Origin of the sequence: Pantoea septica, assembly GCF_002095575.1 — a bacterium.
Lineage (GTDB): Bacteria > Pseudomonadota > Gammaproteobacteria > Enterobacterales > Enterobacteriaceae > Pantoea > Pantoea septica.
In genome coordinates this window covers 40,882-56,937 of sequence record NZ_MLJJ01000026.1, presented here as the reverse complement: position 1 = coordinate 56,937, position 16,056 = coordinate 40,882, and the positions used below count along the sequence as shown (strand labels likewise).

13 protein-coding genes and 1 pseudogene are annotated in these 16,056 nt (G+C 57.3%); 5 read left to right on the top strand and 9 right to left on the bottom strand.

The features are described from left to right. The 4 genes and pseudogenes from HA46_RS14685 to soxR all read right to left on the bottom strand — a co-directional run. Positions 1-1,181: Na+/H+ antiporter (locus HA46_RS14685; RefSeq protein ID WP_084885083.1), on the bottom strand; the 1,181-nt coding region annotated here is incomplete at its 3' end. A 149-nt stretch (positions 1,182-1,330) separates the two neighbouring features. Further along, positions 1,331-2,680 (bottom strand): NCS2 family permease, encoded by a 1,350-nt coding sequence (locus HA46_RS14680; protein WP_084885080.1) that lies wholly within the window; start codon positions 2,678-2,680, stop codon positions 1,331-1,333. A 302-nt stretch (positions 2,681-2,982) separates the two neighbouring features. Further along, positions 2,983-3,656, bottom strand: a pseudogene (locus HA46_RS14675) (glutathione S-transferase family protein). A 47-nt stretch (positions 3,657-3,703) separates the two neighbouring features. Then, on the bottom strand, positions 3,704-4,189 hold the full coding sequence (gene soxR, locus HA46_RS14670) for a redox-sensitive transcriptional activator SoxR (protein WP_033749168.1): 486 nt from the start codon (positions 4,187-4,189) through the stop codon (positions 3,704-3,706). An 83-nt stretch (positions 4,190-4,272) separates the two neighbouring features. Between soxR and soxS the strand changes: the two genes are divergently transcribed. Next, complete coding sequence (gene soxS / locus HA46_RS14665) at positions 4,273-4,698, top strand: superoxide response transcriptional regulator SoxS (RefSeq protein WP_033793204.1); 426 nt, start codon at positions 4,273-4,275, stop codon at positions 4,696-4,698. A gap of 261 nt (positions 4,699-4,959) precedes the next feature. After that, a complete protein-coding gene (locus tag HA46_RS14660) occupies positions 4,960-5,241 on the top strand; it encodes a YjcB family protein (RefSeq protein ID WP_033749166.1) in 282 nt (93 codons plus the stop codon). A gap of 236 nt (positions 5,242-5,477) precedes the next feature. Here the strand turns inward: HA46_RS14660 and HA46_RS14655 are convergent, their stop codons facing one another. After that, positions 5,478-6,428, bottom strand: a complete 951-nt coding sequence (locus HA46_RS14655; RefSeq protein ID WP_033749165.1) for an ATP-grasp fold amidoligase family protein — start codon at positions 6,426-6,428, stop codon at positions 5,478-5,480. Positions 6,429-6,436: 8 nt separating this feature from the next. After that, positions 6,437-7,693, bottom strand: coding sequence for an MATE family efflux transporter (locus HA46_RS14650; protein ID WP_033793203.1), 1,257 nt, complete (start codon positions 7,691-7,693; stop codon positions 6,437-6,439). 525 nt (positions 7,694-8,218) lie between these two features. Here HA46_RS14650 and HA46_RS14645 point away from each other — a divergent pair. Continuing rightward, positions 8,219-8,614, top strand: a complete 396-nt coding sequence (locus HA46_RS14645; protein ID WP_033749162.1) for a transposase — start codon at positions 8,219-8,221, stop codon at positions 8,612-8,614. 924 nt (positions 8,615-9,538) lie between these two features. Here HA46_RS14645 and HA46_RS14640 read toward each other — a convergent pair. Together HA46_RS14640 and HA46_RS14635 are read right to left on the bottom strand one after the other, a co-directional pair. Continuing rightward, the gene (locus tag HA46_RS14640) at positions 9,539-10,498 is read right to left on the bottom strand and encodes a DMT family transporter (protein ID WP_033793202.1); all 960 of its coding nucleotides are present in this window, start codon (positions 10,496-10,498) and stop codon (positions 9,539-9,541) included. A gap of 80 nt (positions 10,499-10,578) precedes the next feature. After that, positions 10,579-11,406, bottom strand: a complete 828-nt coding sequence (locus HA46_RS14635) for an AraC family transcriptional regulator (RefSeq protein WP_033793288.1) — start codon at positions 11,404-11,406, stop codon at positions 10,579-10,581. 126 nt (positions 11,407-11,532) lie between these two features. On the opposite strand from HA46_RS14635, the gene HA46_RS14630 reads away from it, so the two are divergent. Continuing rightward, a complete protein-coding gene (locus HA46_RS14630) occupies positions 11,533-12,057 on the top strand; it encodes an isochorismatase family protein (protein ID WP_084885078.1) in 525 nt (174 codons plus the stop codon). A gap of 148 nt (positions 12,058-12,205) precedes the next feature. Here HA46_RS14630 and ssb1 read toward each other — a convergent pair whose 3' ends face one another. Further along, on the bottom strand, positions 12,206-12,760 hold the full coding sequence (ssb1, locus tag HA46_RS14625; RefSeq protein WP_033749160.1) for a single-stranded DNA-binding protein SSB1: 555 nt from the start codon (positions 12,758-12,760) through the stop codon (positions 12,206-12,208). 225 nt (positions 12,761-12,985) lie between these two features. Between ssb1 and uvrA the strand changes: the two genes are divergently transcribed. Then, positions 12,986-15,823 carry an excinuclease ABC subunit UvrA gene (uvrA, locus tag HA46_RS14620; RefSeq protein ID WP_084885075.1) on the top strand — a complete coding sequence of 946 codons (2,838 nt, stop codon included), beginning with the start codon at positions 12,986-12,988 and terminating at the stop codon, positions 15,821-15,823. The last annotated feature ends 233 nt before the right edge of the window (positions 15,824-16,056 follow it).

Here is a 16,056-nt window from a genome sequence, read left to right as displayed (position 1 = left end):
CGCGCCGGAAACGGCTCGCCGGACGTCAGGAACAGCGGGATAGAGAGCACGCCCGCAAGGGTAATGGCGCCGCGCACGCCGGCAAAAGTGGCGATCAGCAGTTCACGCAGCGAGTAGTTGGCAAACTCCATCGGCTTCTTCTTCAGCACGCGCTTGCTGAGACGCTGCATGATCCAGAGCCAGCCGAAGCGCACCACCATCAGCGCACCGTAGACCAGGATAATGTCGGTAAACAGCATCCAGAGTTCGACGTTGGGATCGGCGTTGGCAGCGTCAATCGAGGTGCCGATAATATCCGGCAACTGCAAGCCGAGCATCAGGAACACCATGCCGTTGAAGACGAATTCCAGCATCTGCCAGACGCTGTTGGCGCGCAGGCGCATCGCCAGCGGCGCCTGACGAATAATGCCGGAGCGGGTAATGGTCATGCCCGCTGCGACCGCCGCCAGGATGCCGGAGACGCCGAGATGTTCAGCAATCAGGTAGGAGGCGAACGGCAGCAGCAGCAGCAGCACGGTTTGCGTCGCCGGATCGTCGCCGCTCCAGCGGCTCAGCAGACGCAGCGATTTGCCGTAGAGCCAGCAGACCGCCACGCCCGCAATCAGGCCGCCGATCGCCACTTTAAGGAACTCGACGCTGGCGCCGCCCCAGGTAAAGACCATAGTGCCCATCGCCACCGCAACGGCGAACTTCAGCGAGACCAGGCCGGAGGCGTCGTTCATCAGCGCCTCGCCCTGCACGATAGACATGATTTTTTTCGGGATGCGCCCCTCGCCGACGATGCCGGAGAGCGCCACGGCGTCCGTCGGCGACAGCACGGCTGCCAGCGCGAAGGCCGGAATCAGCGGAATGCCCGGCACCGTCCAGTAGATAAGGTAGCCGATGCCGACCACGGTAATCAGCACCAGCACCAGCGCCAGGCCGATAATTTCTCGGCCGTGGTGCAGAAACTCGCTAATCGGCGTTTTCCAGCCGTCGGCAAACAGCAGCGGCGGAATAAACAGCACCAGAAAAAGTTCCGGGTCGAAATCGACATGCAGGCCGAATGTCGGCCAGGCGAGCAGCGCGCCGGCGAGAATCTGCACCAGCGGCAGCGGGATCTGGAACGGCAAGATGCGCGCGGCCACTCCTGAGAGCGACACCACCAGCGTCATAATGAGAATAGTGAAGAAGATTTCCATGCTTTCCTTAGGCGAATCGTAAAGTCAGTAAAAATGTTGTGAGCGCTAAAGTGTAAAGCAAAGTGCGCAGAGAATGACAAGTCACGCGTGCGGCGCGGCAAAAATCAGAAGAACATTCCGGGCGAGGCGGCGCTCGCCCGGTTTTACAGCTAAATCGCCCAGCCGCCAGCGTAAAAAATCACCAGCGCGGCCGCAATCACCACCGTGCCGACGTTCAGCCTGCGCCACTCGCCGGCGAACAGGCGACCCACCACCAGCGTGGCGAAACCGAGCATGATGCCGGTGACGATATTACAGGTCAGCACGATAAAGACCGCGGTCACCAGGCCGGACATCGCATCGACGAAGTCGCCGAAGTCGATTTTCGCCACGTTGCTCAGCATCAGCAGGCCGACATACATCAGCGCGGGCGCGGTGGCATAGGCGGGCACCAGGTAAGCGAGCGGCGACATAAACAGAATCGCCAGGAACAGCAGGCCGACGACAATCGCCGTCAGGCCCGTCTTGCCGCCCGCCGCCGTGCCGGCCGCGGATTCGATATAGACCGCCGCAGGCGACGCGCCGACCAGGCCAGCGAACAAGCTGCTGACCGAATCGGTGGTCAGGGCGCGTCCGCCGTTGATGATCTGGCCCTTCTCATCCAGCAGGTTCGCCTGCCCCGCCACCGCGCGGATGGTGCCGGTGGCGTCGAACACCGCCGTCATCACCAGCGCCAGCACGCTCGGCAGTACCACCGGCTGTAGCGCCCCCATAATATCCAGGCTAAACAGCAGCGACTCGCCATGACTGTCGCGCAGGCTGGGCAAGGCGAACAGCCCCTGAAACTTCACCGCCGGATCGAAGATCAGCCCGAGAATCGAGATGGCGATAATGGTGAGCAGAATGCCGCCCGGCACCCGGCGCTTCTCCAGCCCGACGATCGCCGCCAGTCCCAGCAGCGACATCATCACCGGAAACGAAGTGAAGTGACCCAGCGCCACCGGCATGCCGGGCGCGGGATTCTTCACCACCAGCCCGATACCGTCGGCGGCGATCAGCAGCAGAAACAGGCCGATGCCCACGCCGGTGCCGTGCGCCACGCCCATGGGTAGATTGCGCAAGATCCAGGCGCGGATGCCGGTCAGGGAGATAAAGGTAAACAGCAGCCCCATCAGGAATACCGCGCCGAGCGCCACCGGCACGCTGATATGCTGGCCGAGCACCAGGCTAAAAGCGGTAAAGGCGGTGAGCGAGATGGCGCAGCCGATGGCCATCGGCAGGTTGGCCCAGAGTCCTATCACGATAGAGCCGACGCTGGCGACCAGGCAGGTGGCGACAAAAACCGCCGTAGGCGAAAAGCCCGCTTTGCCCAGCATGCCGGGCACCACAATGACCGAGTAGACCATCGCCAGGAAGGTGGTCAATCCCGCCAGAATTTCCTGCCGGACGCTGCTGCCGCGTGCAGAAACAGAGAACCAGGCGTCCAGCTTGCCAGCGGACGAGCGTGATTCGTATGACATAGTTGAGCCTCAAGAATTTTTTGTTGTGTGAAACGCCCTGCGTCGCTGCCTGCAAAATCCCTGGTTATCAACCCGGCACAATGGCGCGCCAGGCGGCAGGCAAACGTTTACTTCGCGGCGGATAACTCTCCGCTATGCGGAGAGATAAAAGGCAAGGGATTATCCGGCGTTTGGCAGCAGATTTTCAACTGCTTCCTCGCCTTAATTCAGGATAAAGAAGAGCGTCCATGGACGTTGCTGAAGGCTTGTGCGGCGTCGGCGCCCGGGCCGTCGCCGCGTTACTTGCTGATGCCGCGGCCTTTTTACGTCGCCTGCCCGCCTGGCATCACCTCGCCGCCCTGCTGAACGGCGCGCTGCCAGGCGGCGCGCTGCTGTGCGCTTTCAAGCCAGGCCGCCGTAGCGGGCATATCCTCCAGTCCGCCGCGCGACTGCAGCGCCAGCAGAGGAAAACTCATCTGGATATCGGCAATGCTAAAGCGCTTGCCGGCGAACCAGGGGTGAGCGGCCAGATGGTGCTCGATCATCTGGCGATGCGGCACCAGCTGCTTATCGAGCCAGGCCTTCTGCATGCCCTTGCCCAGCGCCGCCCCGCCGGACGCAGCAGCCAGGGCACCGGTGCCTTGCCGAGGCGGCCAAAGACCAGCTTCATCACCAGCAGCGGCATCAGCGACCCTTCGGCGTAGTGCAGCCAGTAGTTCGCCTGCAGACGCGCCTGCTCGTCGAGAGAGGTGAGTCGCTGTTCGCTGTCATATTTGCCTTCCAGATAAGAGAGGATGGCGCCTGATTCGGCCACCACCTGATTACCGTCGGTAATAACCGGCGACTTGCCGAGCGGATGAACCTTTTTCAGCGCTTCCGGCGCCAGCATCGACGCCTCGCGCTGATAGCGTTTGATTTGGTAAGGCACTTCCAGCTCTTCCAGCAGCCACAGCACGCGGTGCGATCGCGACTGCTCAAGATGGTGGACGGTAATCATAGTGAATTCCTGTTATGAACTTCAGGCAAGTATAGCGCTCATCTTCTTTAGCGCGGCGGCTCGCCTTTATCATCCTGTTCGGGATCGAGCAGTACCGCGCCGGACCCCTGCTGCGCCAGCCGGTCGCCGGGGTTGCGCAGCGGACAGTCGCGCATCGACAGGCAGCCGCAGCCGATGCAGCCGTCGAGGTCGTTGCGCAGGCGCGTCAGGGTTTCAATGCGCTTATCCAGCTCCTCGCGCCAGTGCTGCGTCAGGGCGTCCCACTCATGGGTCGACATGCGCTTGTTGGCGGGAATATGCATCAGGCTGTCGCTGACGGTGGCGAGCGGGATGCCGATGCGCTGAGCGATTTTGATAATGGCGACGCGCCGCAGCACGTCGCGGCTGTAGCGGCGCTGATTGCCGCCATTGCGCGTGCTGGAGATGAGCCCTTTGCTCTCATAAAAGTGCAGCGCGGAGACCGCCACGCCGCTGCGGCGTGCGACTTCGCCCGGCGTCAAAACCGGTTTGGGGTAGTTGCGATCTTTTTTCATCTGGCTCTTTACCTCAAGTTAACTTGAGGAATTATACTCGCCTCCGTCAAATAACGAATCCCTCAGAACTAAAGGACGAGATTATGATGCAAGAAGAGATCATTCACTCCCTGACGCGCTGGATCGATCAAAACCTGGATAAGACGCTGTCGATCGATGAAGTGGCGGCCAGGTCCGGCTATTCAAAATGGCACCTGCAGCGTATGTTCCGCACCGTGACGAAACAGACGCTAGGCGGCTATATTCGCGAACGTCGCCTGACGCTGGCGGCGGAAGCGCTGCGCCAGACGCAGCGTCCGGTATTTGATATCGCGATGCAGTACGGCTATGACTCGCAGCAAACCTTTTCCCGCGTTTTCCGCCGTCAGTTTTCACAGACACCGACCGCCTATCGCCACTATATGCGTCGCCAGGCGATTCAGCGTCCACGTATGCTGAGCTTCGACTGCAGCGAACCTGCGGCAAGCTACACTCAGCGCACGACCGGGGAATGCTGCCCAGTTCGCTAAGCCTCAGGCGCCCTCAGCGGGCGCACCTTTCCGCTTCCCTCGCCTGATGCCCGATTTTCTGGCCCGCGTTTCGATAAAAAAATTTCTACCATACCAGGTACAAATTTTGTTCAAAAAATCAAATCCAGTGATATAATGTGACTCAGCTCACATATTGCACCCTTTATGACGGCGAAAAGCCTTTCCCTGACCACGCTTTTCGTCGCCAGTAATGTCCGGTAACCGTCAGGGATAATCACTCAGATTCAGAGGCTTAAGTCGATGGCGACCATAACCACCAGCTTGATTGTCATGCGTTGGGAACTGCTCAGCGCAATCATGATGTTCTTTGCCAGCACCCTTAAAATTAAGTTCCGTCAGAGCAGCCATCACGTCATGGCGTTTATGTGCGGCGGCGTGGGTCTCGGCATGACCTGCTGGTTCGTAATGGGGCTGCTGGGCATCTCCCTGAGCATGGAAAACGTGCATCACTTTATGCTGGTGACCAAAGATACCTTTATTCAGGTGATGAGCCAGACGCCGCCCGACTGGCCGATGCCTTGATTTTCATTCAATAAAAAACCCCACATAACGGGGTTTTTTATTACAGGCGGTTTACGTAGCTGAAAATGGCAGGCATAGCCCGAAGAGCAAAGCGTCCCGCGCCAGGGACGGCGCGGGCCGAGCGAGCATGGATGCGTTAAGCGACTTTGCGATCGGGCCATGCCTGCCGCGCTAGCACCTTGCTTAAAGCCAATAAAAAATCCCGCATAGCGGGGTTTTTTATTTTGCTGTGTGACTCAAACTTTCTTCAACAGCGCAGGGATATTCACGTCCTGCACCGAAACGCCCGGTATCTGCGTGCCGCGGCGATCCTGAATCCACATATCTCCCATCATCTGGTTAAGTCCGCGATCCAGCCCTGTCACCAGACCTGCGCCCGGCGTAAAGGTCAGTTCGCCGAAGTAGATGCGGCCTTCATGGATATACCAGTCCACACGAACATAGTCGAAATCGCTCGCCAGCTTCTTGCTCAGATCGAGCGCGTGCTGCAGAGAGTCAGCGATTTTCGTCACATCCAGGCCGGTATCGCGAATCTTGTGAAACGCTTCGGTCAGGTTATTGACGTAAAAATTCATCGACAGCTGCGGCTGGCAGCGGTTGTAGATCACCTGCAGCACATATTCAAAGCGGCCGTCGCGCTTGTTGAACATATGGAACTTGTAATCGATCGGCGCCGTTTTGCCGTCGCCGATATATTTTTCGACCAGAATACGCGGCTTGATATAGCGATAGTGGATCTCGCGCGCCTCGTTGGCGAAGTCGGTCTTGAGCCACTTATAGCAGCTGTTGATAATCTGCTGCTTGCGCAGCGCGTCCGGCTCTTCCAGCAGGATCTCTACCATGTTGGAAGCGTGATTCGGCTTGATGACCGTGCCCTTCCAGCATTGCAGACTGTTCAACGATGCCGGATCGGTCGACTCATGCACCAGCGGAATCAGGTACTCGTTGCCAATTTTCTCAGCGATATAGTCGCGCACCGAATACTTGTCCGAAAGGCGGCCGTAAATCTGGTAGTCGCCATAGACGAATTTGCGGTACAGCACCTTTTCGTTGAAGACCTTGGGTTGACGCAAATTAGGCAATTTTTTGAACTTGTGGAAGTAGTAAATGCGGTCCTGGTACGCCCAGGGCATCTTCTTAATGAAGTACTGCACACTTCTTCTGAGTTCATCTTTCAACTTAAACATATCTGACCTCATTTGTAGGTTTTGTAGTTGAGTGAGGAAACCTGAATTCTTTGAATGACGCCGTTTTTGAAGAAGTAATTCATTACGGTAAGGGACAAGAGTTCCGACACGAAGACGCTCCATGCGGCGCCCATAATGCCGTAGCCCTGGATCAGCCACCATGAAAGCGGCAGGCTGATCACCATCAGGCAGATGATTTTCTTCAACAGATAGTTGAAACCACCCTCTTTCACCATGTAGCGGTAGGCTACGGTGCCCATAGCGGAGAAACAGGTCGCCATTGACAACAACGTAATGAGACTTCCTGACTGTGTGTATTCTGAACCGTACAAAGCGATGATGATTTTCTCGCCGAACAGCGCGATGACCAGCAACATCATCAGTGAAACTCCCATGACATAGCCGTTAAGCCGCGCTGCCAGCTTAATAGCCACTTCGCCGCGTTCCCTGAAGATTTCAGTGAAGCATGAAGTTATGAGCGCCACGGGGATAAAGATCCACGAAGCCGCGATAGTGTTGGCCGCCGCAAACAGCCCGAGGTCGCTTGCCGACGCGATGCCGGCTAAAAACATTTGCGCTGCTTTAACCTGCACTGAAATAAAAATGCTGGAGATCGCCAATGGCAGACCGGCGTACATCAAATAGCGCAGATAGGCGCTGCGTTTTTCCTGCGGCGGAGCAATATCCTGCGTTTCGCGGTAAAAGTTGTATCGCTTGATAACGTAAGGCACCAGCGTCACGGCCACGATAGAGAGCGTCAGCCATGCCGGATTCAGGCGCAGCCAGGCGATGACGAAGCTGATGGTAAAGCTCAGCAGCATGCCGAGCGAGTTCGCAACAGTATTGAGCCGGGAGGCGAGGCGCGCGTTGTTGTAAACGCTAAAGGTATCCTGCGTCACGAATACCGAGGCGACGAACGACGCCAGCGTGAACGCCAGAAAGTTTTGCGGCATGGTGAACCACACCCAGGCCAGGACCGGCGCCGCGGTGATCAACAGTAAAATCATGCGCAGCGTGCGCGCCACGTTCATCAGGCGCAGCCCTTTCGGCGCGCTTTTGCTGATCCGCTTAAACAAGATAGTTTCGGTACCGAAGATGGCGACGGTCTGGACCATTGAAAATAAAGAGGTAGAAAACGCCATCTGGCCAAATACGGTTGGCCCGAATGATTTCGCCACGTAGGAGGTCACAAATATGACGCCAAAAACCGAGACGATCTTCTCAGACATCATCCAGGCGGCATTAGACATTACGCTTAATTTCATTGACTCATCCTTTGCATTACTTACTTCAACCGCTTCGGTACAACGTCCCTGTAACGAATTAACAAGCGCTCAGTGGGCCTGGCGTTATTTAAAGATTTCAAACCAGGCTGGTCCGAAAAATGAGAATCAGAACACGATTCGGTGAATATTTTCAGGATAATTCTGATTAAATTTGGCTCAGAATGGCAAAACTGGAATCGATTTCACGATGAAAACAGAACCCATTCGCAAGCCATTTCCCTGCGAATTTAGCAAGCACGTTATGCTAAATATCAAATGTACGTAGAAATTTTTCGTATTTGGGATGGGAAGAATCTATAACAAAAATCCCTGGCCAGGAAGGTGCGCCCATCCGATAAGAATAAAATAAGATTTATCCCATGATGATATTTATTCTAAATATCTTAATTTAACCCACGCAATTCTAATCGCGCACTTTAATACTGCATTAATAGTTTATTTACAGTGCCAGATATTAATACAGTACATCTCATCCATTAATCGATAAGAAAGGTAAGAGCATTTATGAGAAAGTCACGATATAGCGAAGAGCAAATCACAAATGCCATTAAAGCTTCTGAATCAGGAGTTAAAGTCAGGGAGATTTGTGACGAGCTAGGGATCTCCGAGGCCACCTTCTATAGCTGGAAAAAGAAATTTTCCGGCCTCTCTTCAGAGGAAGGCAGAAGGATCAAGGAGTTAGAGGACAAACTACAGACACTTACCCGTGAGCTGCAAACGCTCAACTCAGATAAGGAGATGCTGCAAAGCGTATTGAAGAACTTCTTTACTACCAACGAAAAGCGTCAGGCAGTCAACTTCCTGCAGAGCACGTTTGACATCGGCACGCGCCGCAGCTGCCGCCTGCTCGATATTAGCCGCAGCGTTTATCACTATCCGTCAGGCTCGGAAAATCGATAAAACCAATAATACTGCCCTAAACTGACTTAGCGCTGAGATTGTTCTTACCAGAAGAGATGATGACACTTTAAGATACCATTCGTGGCTTTAATTTTCGCTCCATGCATTCCTGATGGGTTTGCAGCCGGATCGATTTTCATTTTTTGCGGTAATATTGATAAGCACCAGCAAAAGTCTCGCATTTCTCGCTACTTCTCCTCTCGCCCAATCTCATTTCGATGAGATTGGTGCTTCTTGCTTTTCATCAGGCATGTTAATGCACGGCGCTAAAATGCCTTCCTTTCATTAAGCCGCCCTGAACAGCTTTTCCAGCAGAGGTCACTTTTACTTCAACATAGACTGGCACTAAGCTTGCATCCAGTGGAGATTATTTAATCAACTTTGAATAAGCGAAGCGGTGAAAAAATGCCAGGAATTTTCCTAGCGGAATGGTTTATCAATACTTATAGCTTTTCTTATTCAGGTGCTCACTCATATAAGATTATTCAGCTTAAAGATCGCCAAAGCTAAAGTTTCGTAAATTTTCTCATTGGGAATTATTCTTAATAGCCATCTCCTTTCTGGAAAAAAAGGTGGTTTATCAGACGCTATTCTCAGGGCCAAATGCCAATAAAAACGCGCCGGCAGACGATAAATATGCAGCAAAATGGCGAATTGATCGCCACTGGGCAGGCCTTAATGCCTGTCTGGGATGGAATATGAGCCGTCTGAAGAGATAATTACGGCCTGCGAAAGAGGTGAAGCGCTGTTTAAAGAGAGGAAAAAATGCGATCGCGATCGCTTTTTATTGCGCTTATCACTCCGCCTTTAGCGATTTAATAGCAAAAGAGCGGCAAATTCTGCCGCTCCGCTCTGCGTATTATTCTTAAAACGGTGTGAAATCAACGGGTCAGCGCCTGTTAAATGGGGGGCTGGCCGGCGAGTTTAATGCTCAATCGAGGTCAGCATCGGCTCAGGCTTGATGCGCATCGCCCAGAGCACGCCGAAGATCAGGCAGAGAATACCGGTCAGCGTCAGCAGCGGCGGCCAGCTTTGTCGCCAGAGAAAGGTCCACAGCAGGCCGGACAGCGTTTCGAATACGATAAGCGGCCCCATAAAAACCGTCGGCAGTCGCTGGCTGGCGGCATTCCAGCAGAGGGTGCCGAGCCAGGAGCAGAGCAGCCCGATCATTAGCATCAGCGGCAGAAACAGCTGCGGTTGCGGGCCAAACGGCAGCGCAAAGCTCGGCTGCTGCCACGCTAGCTGGGCAGCCACCAGCGCATACATCATCAGCGCCAGCGGCAGCGTCACGATCCCCTGCGCCGTCGCCCAGGTGGCGGGCCTATGCTGCGGATGGGTGCGCAGCCAGCGCGCGTTGCGCAGCGGATACCAGGTCCAGCACGCCACCGCCAGCACCGCCAGCGCGATGCCGCTCAGGTAGCGGGTTAAATCCCACTCGCCCTCCTGCCCGCGCAGCTCGGCGATATTGACGCACGCCAGGCCGGCGCCGATTGCCAGCAGCGCAGGCGCCAGCCGACGCCAGGCGAGGCGTCCTTCAAGATGGCCGTAACAAAGATTGGCGGTAATCGCCATCACCACCGGCAGCGTGCCGATAATCATGGTGGATACCGGCGCGCCGGTGCGCTGAATCGCGCTGGCGAGAAAGGTGTAATAAAGAAGGTTGCCCACCAGCGACAGTTTTAGCGCCTCACGCCAGTCAGCCGACAGTAGCTTGCGCAGGCGACGGCGATCCAGCCAGGCGAGCGGCAGCGCGATCAGGCCAAACGCGACATAGCGTCCGGCAGACTGCAGCGCGCCAGGATAGTCCGGCACCAGCAGCGGCCCAACGAAAATCAGTCCCCACATCAGCCCCGCGGCAAGGGCAAACAACACGCCAGCTAACATTGTCTCTTCCTTTATTAAAGTGCGTAAGGAAGTGTGGCGTAAAAAGCAGAGAAAAATCTTGTAGCAGATTGCGGTTCGTTCTAAGCGCCGCGCACCTGTTTTTGATAGCGCACCGGCGTAATGCCGTAACGCTGGGCGAAGGCGCGGGTGAGATGCGCCTGGTCGCTCAGGCCGACGCTCGCCGCCACGCTGGCGGCTGACAGCCCGCGCGCCAGCAGCAGCTTGGCTTCGTATAGCCGATATGCCATCAGCATCTGATGCGGCGTAACGTGAAAGTGGGCGCGGAAGGCGCGCAGAAAATGCCACGGCGAGAGTCCCGCCAGCGAAGCCAGCTCTTCCAGCCTCACCGACTCGGCCAGGTTGTCGCGCAGGTAGTCGCGCACCTGGTCGAAGCGGTGACGCCCCTCTTCTTTGCCTTTTTGCGCCATGCGCGCCAGCGGCCGCAGCTGCGCCAGCACTTCGCCCAGCAGGCTTTGCCGCGCCAGCGGGCTGTCGGCGAGCCACAGCGCCGATAGCGCCTGCGATAGCGGCAGCGCCAGATGCGAGTCGGTGCGCAGCGCTTCGCTGAACCACCAGCCGCGGTCGCCGGTAAGCTGCGCCATTTCATCTGGCTGGATATAGATCATCTGGTAACGCCAGCCCTCTTCGCAGGCGGACTCGCCGGTGTGCAGCTCATCGGGATTCATCATGACCAGTGAATGGGTCGGCGCCGTGTACTGCGCGCCGCGATAGCGAAACCGCTGCGCGCCCGATTCGATAGTGCCGATGCCGAAAGCTTCATGCGTATGCGGCTCAAAAGCATAGCGGGTGATATGCGCCTGATAGAGTTCTACGCCTGGCAGCTCGGCAAACTGGCGAAACTGCGCGCGATCTTTTTCGCAGGGAAAAATAGCTGGAACGCCCTCCACCTCAATCTCCTCGTTAACCAGACAGGCTTTCAGCATGCCAGCGATGGCTGGCCAATTGCAAAAGAGTTTTGCCCTTTCGCCACGGCTGGTTGACACTGAAGCGCACCGTTCGCAAAGAGAAAGAATATGACCCAGCGAGTTATTGTTGTTGTCGATATGCAAAACGGCGTTTTCGCCACGCCGCGCTTCGATCGCGCCGGACGTATAGCGCGCATCAATCAGCTGACTGACGCAGCCGACAGGGCAATCTTCATTACTCACCGTGAAGGCGAGATGCAGCCAGGCACCCTGGCTTTTGAACTGCTGCCTGAACTGCGCCAGCCGGCGGGTTCGCTTTACGTGACGAAAACCGCATGCGACAGCTTCTGGCAAACCGGACTGGCCGCCGCCCTGACGCAGCTCGACGTTGATAGTTTCGTGATTTGCGGTTGCGCGAGCGATTACTGCGTCGATACCACGATTAAAGTCGGCGCGGGCTTAGGCTATCGCATTATCGCCGCCGCCGATGCGCACACCACGGCGGATCGCACTTACGCCAGCGCGGAGCAGCTGATTGGGCAACACAATGAGGTGTGGGCGGGTTTGTCTCTGCCGGGAAATGTGCCGCGGGTCGTCAGCACGGCGGAAATTTTAACCAGATGGGACGCTTAGCCCTGTCTCGGCAGGCGCGCAAAGGCTTCCCGCAGGCATTTTGCAGAGGCTTGCATGACGCTGACGATAGCGCCTTTGTCGCCGGTTGAGAGGCGAAAAAAAGCCCCGCGTAAACGGGGCCTGAGATCCTGATGCGATGGCGCAACAATCAGAACGGGATATCGTCGTCGAAATCCATCGGCGGTTCGTTGTTGTTGCTCGCCGGGGCGCTCTGCGGCTGGGGACGCGACTGCGCGCCGCCGCTGAACTGATTTCCGCCCTGCGGCTGCTGCGGCTGGCCCCAGCCGTTATTGTTGCCGCCGCTCTGCTGGCCGCCGCCCATCGGCGCGCCGCCTGCGCTGGCGCCGCCCTGCTGACGGCCGCCCAGCATCTGCATGGTGCCGCCGACGTTGACCACCACTTCCGTGGTATAGCGATCCTGGCCGCCCTGGTCCTGCCATTTGCGGGTGCGCAGCTGGCCTTCGATATAGACCTGCGAACCTTTACGCAGGTATTCGCCGGCGACTTCCGCCAGCTTGCCGAACAGCACGACGCGGTGCCACTCGGTGATCTCTTTGTTTTCACCGGTCTGCTTGTCACGCCAGCTTTCCGAGGTGGCCAGCGTAATGTTGGCAACCGCGCCACCATTCGGCATGTAGCGCACTTCCGGATCCTGACCCAGATTCCCGACAAGAATCACTTTATTTACGCCACGACTGGCCATGTTGCTCTCTCCCGATGAGTTGTTACTTAAGAGTCTAAACGATCAATTCTACCACGTCCTGCTAAGCGTTCCCACTTTCGAGCCGCCTCGCAGAAGCGCTCATTTTACCCCCAAAACGCAAAAAATACTGGATATTTAATCAGTCTATTTTTTGTGCCATAATACCCTGTTTACGCTAATCGTGTCCGCAAGACACGGGCGTGCTGCTCAATCCGGGAAAGGTGAATGGATAAGATCGAAGTTCGTGGTGCCCGCACCCATAATTTGAAAAACATCAACCTGATCATCCCTCGCGACAAACTCATAGTGGTCACCGGCCTGTCAGGCTCCGGCAAGTCCTCTCTTGCGTTTGATACGCTCTATGCGGAAGGTCAGCGCCGCTACGTAGAGTCGCTCTCTGCTTATGCGCGTCAGTTTCTTTCTCTGATGGAGAAGCCGGACGTCGACCATATCGAAGGTCTGTCGCCCGCTATCTCTATCGAGCAGAAGTCCACTTCACACAACCCGCGCTCGACGGTCGGCACGATCACCGAGATCCACGACTATCTGCGTCTGCTGTTCGCTCGCGTAGGCGAACCGCGCTGCCCGGATCATGACGTGCCGCTGGCGGCGCAGACCGTAAGCCAGATGGTGGACAACGTGCTGGCGCAGGAAGAGGGCCGGCGCCTGATGCTGCTGGCGCCGGTGGTGAAAGATCGCAAGGGCGAGCACACCAAAACGCTGGAGAACCTTGCGGCGCAGGGCTACATCCGCGCGCGTATCGACGGCGAAGTGTGCGATCTTTCCGATCCGCCGAAGCTGGAGCTGCAGAAAAAGCACACCATCGAAGTCGTGATCGATCGCTTTAAGGTGCGCGAGGATCTGGCGACGCGTCTCGCCGAGTCCCTTGAAACCGCGCTGGATCTCTCCGGCGGGACGGCGATCGTCGCCGATATGGACGACGCGAACGCGGAAGAGCTGCTCTTTTCCGCCAACTTCGCCTGCCCGATCTGCGGCTACAGCATGCGCGAACTGGAGCCGCGTCTCTTTTCGTTCAATAACCCGGCAGGCGCCTGCCCGACCTGCGACGGTCTGGGCGTGCAGCAATATTTCGATCCTGACCGCGTGGTGCAGAACGGCGAGCTGTCGCTGGCCGGCGGCGCGATACGCGGCTGGGATCGCCGCAACTTCTATTATTTCCAGATGCTGCGCTCGCTGGCCGAGCATCTCAATTTTGACGTCGAAGCGCCGTTCAACACCCTGAGCGAGAAAGCGCGCCAGGTGATTCTCTACGGCTCCGGCAAAGAGAACATTGAGTTCAAGTACATCAACGATCGCGGCGACACCTCAGTGCGTCGTCATCCGTTCGAAGGCGTGCTGCACAATATGGAGCGCCGCTATAAAGAGACGGAATCCAACGCGGTGCGCGAGGATCTGGCGAAGTTCATCAGCAACCGCGCCTGCGCCAGCTGCGAAGGCACCCGCCTGCGTCGCGAAGCGCGCCACGTGTTTGTGGAGAACACCACTCTGCCGACCATCTCCGATATGAGCATCGGCCATGCGATGGATTTCTTCCGCAACCTTAAGCTGAGCGGCCAGCGCGCTAAAATCGCGGAGAAAGTGCTGAAAGAGATTGGCGACCGTCTGAGCTTCCTGGTGAACGTCGGCCTGAACTACCTGTCGATGTCGCGCTCCGCAGAGACCCTTTCCGGCGGCGAAGCGCAGCGTATCCGCCTGGCGAGTCAGATCGGCGCCGGGCTGGTGGGCGTAATGTATGTGCTGGATGAGCCGTCAATCGGCCTGCATCAGCGCGATAACGAGCGCCTGCTTAGCACCCTGATCCACCTGCGCGATCTCGGCAATACCGTGATTGTGGTCGAGCACGATGAAGACGCCATTCGCGCGGCGGATCACGTGATCGATATCGGCCCCGGCGCCGGCGTGCACGGCGGCCAGATCGTGGCGGAAGGCACGGTGCACGAAATCATGGCGGTGGAAGAGTCGCTGACCGGCCAGTTCCTCAGCGGCAAGCGCGAGATCGCGGTGCCGCAGGAGCGCGTGAAAGGCGATCCGACCAAAACGCTGAAGCTCAGCGGCGCACGCGGCAACAACCTGAAAGATGTGACGCTGACGCTGCCGGTCGGGCTCTTTACCTGTATCACCGGCGTTTCCGGCTCGGGCAAATCGACGCTGATTAACGATACGCTGTTCCCGATCGCGCAGCGTCATCTGAACGGCGCGACCACCGGTGAAGCGGCGCCCTATCGCGAGATCAACGGGCTTGAACACTTCGATAAAGTGATCGATATCGACCAGAGCCCAATCGGCCGCACCCCGCGCTCCAACCCGGCGACCTACACCGGCATCTTTACGCCGGTGCGCGAACTGTTCGCAGGCGTGCCGGAAGCGCGCTCGCGCGGCTACAATCCGGGCCGCTTCAGCTTTAACGTGCGCGGCGGCCGCTGCGAAGCCTGTCAGGGCGACGGCGTGCTGAAGGTTGAAATGCACTTCCTGCCCGATATCTACGTGCCCTGCGACCAGTGCAAAGGCAAGCGCTATAACCGCGAGACGCTGGAGATTAAGTACAAAGGCAAGAGCATCCATGAAGTGCTGGAGATGACCATCGAAGAGGCGCGCGAGTTCTTTGACGCCGTCCCGGCGCTGGCGCGCAAGCTGCAGACCCTGATGGATGTCGGTCTCTCCTATATACGTCTCGGCCAGTCGGCGACGACCCTCTCCGGAGGCGAGGCGCAGCGCGTCAAGCTGGCGCGCGAGCTGTCGAAACGCGGCACCGGCCAGACGCTCTATATTCTGGATGAGCCGACCACCGGCCTGCACTTCGCCGATATCGCCCAGCTGCTGGAGGTGCTGCATCAGCTGCGCGACCAGGGCAATACCATCGTGGTGATTGAGCATAACCTTGACGTGATCAAAACGGCGGACTGGATTGTCGATCTCGGTCCGGAAGGCGGCAGCGGCGGCGGTGAAATCCTCGTCGCCGGCACGCCGGAAACGGTGGCGGAGTGCGAGAAATCGCATACCGCACGCTTCCTGAAGCCGCTGCTGGCGAAAAAGAGCGCGTAGCGTACATTTCCTACAAGCGGCTGGCGTAGGGCGAAGAGCAAAGCGTCCCGCGACAAGGACAAAAACGTTGGGAACGTTTTTGAACAACGCAGCGCGTTGGCCCGTTTACGGGCGCACCTCAGGGAAGAGGTGCGTATCCTCGCGGGCCGAGCTGGCAGGGATGCCGTCTTTTGCGTCTTTGCGATCGCCCTACGCTAGCCGCGTTAGTCCCTATCAAGTCCTCTCAGGCCCGC